The organism is Streptococcus pluranimalium, assembly GCF_047785705.1.
GTDB lineage: Bacteria > Bacillota > Bacilli > Lactobacillales > Streptococcaceae > Streptococcus > Streptococcus pluranimalium_A.
Map to the genome: position 1 here is coordinate 1 of NZ_JBLOJV010000050.1, position 7,663 is coordinate 7,663.

General features: G+C 50.4%; 1 protein-coding gene. It reads right to left on the bottom strand.

Annotated features, from left to right (window positions below; translation table 11 throughout):
- A partial coding sequence (locus ACMZ6Z_RS08655; RefSeq protein WP_416132150.1) for a thrombospondin type 3 repeat-containing protein occupies window positions 1-7,663 on the bottom strand: 7,663 nt, incomplete at both ends.

A 7,663-nucleotide genomic window follows, 5' to 3' on the forward strand; every position in this document is an offset into this window, starting at 1 on the left:
ATCTGGAATGCCATCGTTGTCGTCGTCGGTGTCATCCTTGTCTGGTTGACCGTCATTGTCCGTATCACGGTCAATGGTCACGGTAACTGTTTCTTTAACCGGCGCATCATCTGCTGGGTTGGTGACAGTGACTGGGATTTCAACCGGCGCTGTTTCCGCAGTGCCTACGAAGACGATATCGGTTGGGGTTCCAACAAGCTGTCCTTGATCGTCAACACGAAGACCATTGGTCTCTGTGCTTTCAATCACAGAGTTGGACTTGCTTGGTGTGACTACTTTGACTGGAACCACTGCTTGCTTGTCCGTCACACGAGCGGTATCTACGGTTTCAACCGTCAGTGCGTCCTTAGCTTTTGGATTGTTATCCGTGTCATCTGGGATGCCATCGTTATCATCGTCCTTATCCGTCACGTCTGGCTGACCGTCATTGTCGGTGTCACGTTGAACAGTAACTGGAACAAGAATGTCTTTGGTTTCTTGACCTGCTGGCGTGTCAACGACAACCTTAACAGGAACGTTGATGGCACGTTCGTTTTCGTCTGGTGTCCAATCTGTAATGACTGGGGTACCGGTTAGGTTACCAGTGCCATCTACAGTCACACCATTCGTTTCGGTACCAGTGATGACAGCGTTTGGTTTATTAACGACAACTGCTGGACGTGGTGCGATTAACTGGCCTTCAACGACTGGCGTGCCATTAGCTGGGCTAACGGTGACCGTCAAGTCATCTTTGCCTTTCGGATTGTTATCCGTGTCATCTGGGATGCCGTCGTTATCGTCGTCGTTGTCATTCTTGTCTGGTTGACCGTCATTGTCCGTATCGCGGTCAATGGTCACGGTAACTGTTTCTTTAACCGGCGCATCATCTGCTGGGTTGGTCACTGTGACTGGGATTTCAACCGTCGCTGTTTCCGCAGTGCCTACGAAGACGATATCGGTTGGGATTCCAACAAGCTGTCCTTGATCGTCGACACGAAGGCCATTGGTCTCTGTGCTTGCAATCACGGAGTTGGACTTGCTTGGTGTGACTACCTTGACTGGAACCACTTCTTGCTTGTCCGTCACACGAACAGTATCTACTGTTTCAACTGTGAGAGCGTCCTTAGCTTTCGGATTGTTATCCGCGTCATCTGGGATACCGTCGTTATCGTCGTCGGTGTCATCCTTATCCGGCGTACCATCACTATCGGTATCGCGGTCAATGGTAACTGTCACAGTTGTTTCAACCGGTGCATCGTCTGCTGGGTTGGTGACAGTGACTGGGATCTCAACGGTCGCTGTTTCCGCAGTGCCGACGAAGACGATATCGGTTGGGGTTCCGACAAGCTGACCTTGATCGTCGACACGAAGACCCTTGGTTTCTGTGCTTGCAATCACAGAGTTTGGCTTGCTTGGCGTGACCACTTTGACTGGGACAACTGCTTGCTTATCAGTCACACGAGCGGTATCTACGGTTTCAACCGTCAGTGCATCCTTAGCTTTCGGATTGTTATCCGCGTCATCTGGAATACCATCGTTATCATCGTCTTGGTCATCCTTATCTGGTTGACCGTCATTGTCAGTATCGCGATCAATGGTCACCGTAACTGTTTCTTTAACCGGTGCATCATCTGCTGGGTTGGTCACTGTGACTGGGATTTCAACCGTCGCTGTTTCCGCAGTGCCGACGAAGACGATATCGGTTGGGGTTCCAACAAGCTGACCTTGGTCGTCAACACGAAGACCATTGGTCTCTGTGCTTGCAATCACGGAGTTGGACTTGCTTGGTGTGACCACTTTGACTGGAACCACTTCTTGCTTGTCCGTCACACGAGCGGTATCTACTGTTTCAACCGTCAGTGCGTCCTTAGCTTTCGGATTGTTATCCGTGTCATCTGGGATACCGTCGTTGTCGTCGTCGGTATCATCCTTGTCTGGTTGACCGTCATTGTCCGTATCACGGTCAATGGTCACGGTAACTGTTTCTTTAACCGGCGCATCATCTGCTGGGTTGGTAACAGTGACTGAGATTTCAACTGTCGCTGTTTCCGCATCGCCCACGAAGACGATATCGGTTGGGGTTCCAACAAGCTGACCTTGATCGTCGACACGAAGGCCATTGGTCTCTGTGCTTGCAATCACGGAGTTGGACTTGCTTGGTGTGACTACTTTGACTGGGACAACTTCTTGCTTGTCCGTCACACGAGCTGTATCTAATGTTTCAACCGTCAGTGCATCCTTAGCTTTCGGATTGTTATCCGTGTCATCTGGGATGCCATCGTTGTCATCATCGTTATCCGTCACGTCTGGCTGACCGTCCTTGTCCGTGTCACGTTGAACAGTGACTGGAACGAGGATGTCTTTGGTTTCTTGACCTGATGGCGTATCAACCACAACCTTAACGGGAACGAAAACGACAAGGTCGTTTTCGTCTGGGTTCCAATCCGTAATCACTGGTGTACCCGTTAAGTTACCAGTGCCATCTACGGTTACACCATTGGTTTGGGTACCAGTGATGACTGCGTTTGGTTTGTTTACGACAACTGCTGGACGTGGTGCGATTATCTGGCCTTCAACGACTGGCGTGCCATTAGCTGGGCTAAGGATTACCGTCAAGTCATCTTTGCCTTTCGGATTGTTATCCGTGTCATCTGGAATACCGTCGTTGTCATCATCGTTATCCGTCACATCTGGCTGACCGTCATTGTCCGTGTCACGTTGGACAGTAACTGGAACAAGAATGTCTTTGGTTTCTTGACCAGCTGGTGTGTCAACGACAACCTTAACTGGAACGTTAACAACACGGTCGTTTTCGTCTGGGTTCCAATCCGTAATCACTGGTGTACCCGTTAAGTTACCAGTGCCATCAACAGTGATGCCATTGGTTTGGGTACCAGTGATGACTGCGTTTGGTTTGTTTACGACAACTGCTGGACGTGGTGCGATTATCTGGCCTTCAACGACTGGCGTGCCATTAGCCGGGCTAAGGGTTACCGTCAAGTCATCTTTGCCTTTCGGATTGTTATCCGTGTCATCTGGAATGCCATCGTTATCATCGTCTTGGTCATCCTTGTCTGGCGTGCCGTCATTGTCAGTATCGCGGTCAATGGTAACTGTCACAGTTGTTTCAACCGGTGCATCGTCTGCTGGGTTGGTCACTGTGACTGGGATTTCAACCGTCGCTGTTTCCGCAGTGCCGACGAAGACGATATCGGTTGGGGTTCCGACAAGCTGACCTTGGTCGTCAACACGAAGACCATTGGTTTCTGTGCTTTCAATCACAGAGTTTGGCTTGCTTGGCGTTACCACTTTGACTGGGACAACTGCTTGCTTGTCGGTCACACGAACAGTATCTACTGTTTCAACTGTGAGTGCATCCTTAGCTTTCGGATTGTCGTCTCGGTCATCTGGGATGCCATCGTTGTCATCGTCTTGGTCATCCTTGTCCGGAGTACCATCACCATCGGTATCACGGTCAATGGTCACGGTAACTGTTTCTTTAACCGGTGCATCGTCTGCTGGGTTGGTGACGGTGACTGGGATTTCAACCGTCGCTGTGTCCGCATCGCCGACGAAGACGATATCGGTTGGGGTTCCAACAAGCTGTCCTTGATCGTCGACACGAAGGCCATTAGTCTCTGTGCTTGCAATCACGGAGTTGGACTTGCTTGGCGTTACCACTTTGACTGGGACAACTTCCTGCTTATCGGTCACACGAACAGTATTAACCGTTTCAACTGTGAGAGCGTCCTTAGCTTTCGGATTGTCATCTCGGTCATCTGGAATGCCGTCGTTGTCATCATCGTTGTCCGTCACGTCTGGCTGACCATCCTTATCAGTGTCACGTTGAACAGTGACTGGAACGAGGATGTCCTTGGTTTCTTGACCTGCTGGCGTGTTCACCACAACGTTTACTGGAACGTTAACGACACGGTCGTTTTCGTCTGGGTTCCAATCCATAATCACTGGTGTACCGGTCAATTGGCCAGTGCCATCAACAGTGATGCCATTGGTTTGGGTACCAGTGATGACTGCGTTTGGTTTGTTTACGACAACTGCTGGACGTGGTGCGATTAACTGGCCTTCAACGACTGGCGTGCCATTAGCTGGGCTAACGGTTACCGTCAAGTCATCTTTGCCTTTCGGATTGTTATCCGTATCATCTGGAATACCATCGTTGTCGTCGTCGGTGTCATCCTTGTCTGGTTGACCGTCATTGTCGGTGTCACGTTGAACAGTGACTGGAACGAGGATGTCCTTGGTTTCTTGACCAGCCGGTGTTTCAACGACAACCTTAACTGGAACGTTAACGACACGGTCGTTTTCGTCTGGGTTCCAATCTGTAATGACTGGGGTACCGGTTAAATTACCAGTGCCATCTACAGTCACACCATTCGTTTCGGTACCAGTGATGACAGCGTTTGGCTTATTAACGACAACTGCTGGACGTGGTGCGATTAACTGGCCTTCAACGACTGGCGTGCCATTGGCTGGGCTAACCGTTACCGTCAAGTCATCTTTGCCTTTCGGATTGTTATCCGCGTCATCTGGGATGCCGTCGTTATCGTCGTCGGTATCATCCTTGTCTGGTTGACCGTCATTGTCCGTATCACGGTCAATGGTCACGGTAACTGTTTCTTTAACCGGCGCATCATCTGCTGGGTTGGTCACTGTGACTGGGATTTCAACCGTCGCTGTTTCCGCAGTGCCTACGAAGACGATATCGGTTGGGGTTCCAACAAGCTGTCCTTGATCGTCAACACGAAGACCATTGGTCTCTGTGCTTGCAATCACGGAGTTGGACTTGCTTGGCGTTACCACTTTGACTGGGACAACTTCCTGCTTATCGGTCACACGAGCCGTATCCACGGTTTCAACCGTCAGTGCGTCCTTAGCTTTCGGATTGTTATCCGTGTCATCTGGGATACCGTCGTTATCGTCGTCGGTGTCATCCTTGTCTGGCTGACCGTCATTGTCGGTGTCACGTTGGACGGTGACTGGAACGAGGATGTCCTTGGTTTCTTGACCTGCTGGTGTGTTCACCACAACGTTTACCGGAACGTTAACGACACGGTCGTTTTCGTCTGGGTTCCAATCTGTAATGACTGGGGTACCGGTTAGGTTACCAGTGCCATCAACAGTGATGCCATTGGTTTGGGTACCAGTGATGACTGCGTTTGGTTTGTTTACAACAACTGCTGGACGTGGTGCGATTAACTGACCTTCAACGACTGGCGTGCCATTAGCGGGGCTAACGGTGACCGTCAAGTCATCTTTGACTTTCGGATTGTTATCCGTGTCATCTGGAATACCGTCGTTGTCGTCATCGTTATCCGTCACGTCTGGCTGACCGTCATTGTCAGTGTCGCGATCAATGGTAACTGTCACAGTTGTTTCAACCGGTGCATCGTCTGCTGGGTTGGTCACTGTGACTGGGATCTCAACGGTCGCTGTTTCCGCAGTGCCTACGAAGACGATATCGGTTGGGGTTCCAACAAGCTGACCTTGGTCGTCAACACGAAGACCATTGGTTTCTGTGCTTGCAATCACAGAGTTTGGCTTGCTTGGCGTTACAACTTTGACTGGGACAACTGCTTGCTTATCAGTCACGCGAACAGTATTAACAGTTTCAACTGTGAGAGCATCCTTAGCTTTCGGATTGTCGTCTCGGTCATCTGGAATGCCGTCGTTGTCGTCGTCTTGGTCATCCTTATCTGGTTGACCGTCATTGTCCGTATCACGGTCAATGGTAACTGTCACAGTTGTTTTAACTGGTGCATCATCTGCTGGGTTGGTAACAGTGACTGGGATTTCAACCGTCGCTGTTTCCGCAGTGCCTACGAAGACGATATCGGTTGGGGTTCCGACAAGCTGACCTTGGTCGTCAACACGAAGACCCTTGGTCTCTGTGCTTGCAATCACGGAGTTGGACTTGCTTGGTGTGACTACCTTGACTGGAACCACTTCTTGCTTGTCCGTCACACGAACAGTATTAACCGTTTCAACTGTGAGAGCGTCCTTAGCTTTCGGATTGTCGTCTCGGTCATCTGGGATACCGTCGTTGTCGTCGTCGGTGTCATCCTTGTCTGGTTGACCGTCATTGTCCGTATCACGGTCAATGGTCACGGTAACTGTTTCTTTAACCGGCGCATCATCTGCTGGGTTGGTCACTGTGACTGGGATTTCAACCGTCGCTGTTTCCGCATCGCCCACGAAGACGATATCGGTTGGGGTTCCGACAAGCTGACCTTGATCGTCAACACGAAGGCCATTGGTTTCTGTGCTTGCAATCACAGAGTTTGGCTTGCTTGGCGTTACCACTTTGACTGGGACAACTTCCTGCTTATCGGTCACACGAACAGTATTAACTGTTTCAACTGTGAGAGCGTCCTTAGCTTTCGGATTCGTGTCAGTGTCATCTGGAATACCGTCGTTGTCATCATCGTTATCCGTCACGTCTGGCTGACCGTCCTTGTCCGTGTCACGTTGAACAGTGACTGGAACAAGAATGTCCTTGGTTTCTTGACCAGCTGGTGTATCAACGACAACCTTAACGGGAACGTTGATGGCACGTTCGTTTTCGTCTGGGTTCCAATCTGTAATGACTGGGGTACCGGTTAGGTTACCAGTGCCATCTACAGTCACACCATTCGTTTCGGTACCAGTGATGACTGCGTTTGGTTTGTTTACGACAACTGCTGGACGTGGTGCGATTAACTGACCTTCAACGACTGGCGTGCCATTAGCTGGGCTAACCGTTACCGTCAAGTCATCTTTGCCTTTCGGATTGTTATCCGTGTCATCTGGGATACCGTCGTTATCGTCGTCTTGGTCATCCTTATCTGGTTGACCGTCATTGTCAGTATCGCGATCAATGGTAACTGTCACAGTTGTTTCAACCGGTGCATCATCTGCTGGGTTGGTGACAGTGACTGGAATCTCAACGGTCGCTGTGTCCGCAGTGCCGACGAAGACGATATCGGTTGGGGTTCCAACAAGCTGTCCTTGGTCGTCAACACGAAGACCATTGGTCTCTGTGCTTGCAATCACAGAGTTTGGCTTGCTTGGCGTTACCACTTTGACTGGGACAACTGCTTGCTTATCGGTCACACGAGCGGTATTTACGGTTTCAACCGTCAGTGCGTCCTTAGCTTTCGGATTGTTATCCGTGTCATCTGGGATACCGTCGTTGTCGTCATCGTTATCTGTCACGTCTGGCTGACCGTCCTTGTCAGTGTCACGTTGAACAGTGACTGGAACGAGGATGTCTTTGGTTTCTTGACCAGCTGGTGTGTCAACGACAACCTTAACGGGAACGTTAATGGCACGTTCGTTTTCGTCTGGGTTCCAATCCGCAATCACTGGTGTACCTGTCAATTGGCCAGTGCCATCTACAGTCACACCATTCGTTTCGGTACCAGTGATGACAGCGTTTGGCTTATTAACGACAACGGCAGGACGTGGTGCGATTAACTGGCCTTCAACGACTGGCGTGCCATTAGCTGGGCTAAGGGTTACCGTCAAGTCATCTTTGCCTTTCGGATTGTTATCCGTGTCATCTGGGATACCATCGTTGTCATCGTCTTGGTCATCCTTGTCCGGCGTACCATCGCTATCGGTATCGCGGTCAATGGTCACGGTAACTGTTTCTTTAACTGGCGCATCATCTGCTGGGTTGGTGACA